A 552-nucleotide genomic window follows, 5' to 3' on the forward strand; every position below is an offset into this window, starting at 1 on the left:
GTCGTAACAAGGTAGCCGTATCGGAAGGTGCGGCTGGATCACCTCCTTTCTAAGGAAAAAGAAGTAGGGATTGTTTTATTGTTAAGCTGTCGAAAAGAAATAAAATATTTCAAAAAAAGTTCTTGACAAGCGAATGAATATAAGATATAATACAAAAGCACTTTTGGTGACGATGCGCTTAAGGGACACACCCGTTCCCATCCCGAACACGACGGTTAAGACTTAAGCGGCCGATGGTACTTTGCTGGAGACGGCACGGGAGAGTAGGTGGTTGCCAAATTACGGGCTTATAGCTCAGCCGGTTAGAGCGCACGCCTGATAAGCGTGAGGTCGGTGGTTCGAGTCCACTTAAGCCCATATGGGGGTGTAGCTCAGTTGGGAGAGCACCTGCCTTGCAAGCAGGGGGTCAAGAGTTCGAATCTCTCCATCTCCATTTACCATCATGGACAATTGCTCATGGTGGTATATTAATGAGTATGTACCTTGAAAACTGCATATCAGAAACACATCAAGCCGTAAATCATCGAAAAGAAAAGATTTACAGATTTCAAA

At 44.7% G+C, this 552-nt stretch carries 2 tRNA genes and 1 rRNA gene; all 3 read left to right on the forward strand.

What is annotated here, in order from left to right:
* Positions 1 to 162: 162 nt before the first annotated feature.
* The 3 genes from rrf (at position 163) to WMO25_RS18750 (ending at position 433) form a co-directional block, all read left to right on the forward strand.
* A 5S ribosomal RNA gene (gene rrf, locus WMO25_RS18740) occupies positions 163 to 280 on the forward strand.
* 3 nt (positions 281 to 283) lie between these two features.
* Positions 284 to 357, forward strand: a tRNA-Ile gene (locus WMO25_RS18745).
* Positions 358 to 360: 3 nt separating this feature from the next.
* Positions 361 to 433: transfer RNA gene (locus WMO25_RS18750), tRNA-Ala, on the forward strand.
* The last annotated feature ends 119 nt before the right edge of the window (positions 434 to 552 follow it).

The sequence above is a fragment of the Coprococcus intestinihominis genome, assembly GCF_040096555.1.
In the GTDB taxonomy this organism is placed as follows: domain Bacteria; phylum Bacillota; class Clostridia; order Lachnospirales; family Lachnospiraceae; genus Coprococcus_A; species Coprococcus_A intestinihominis.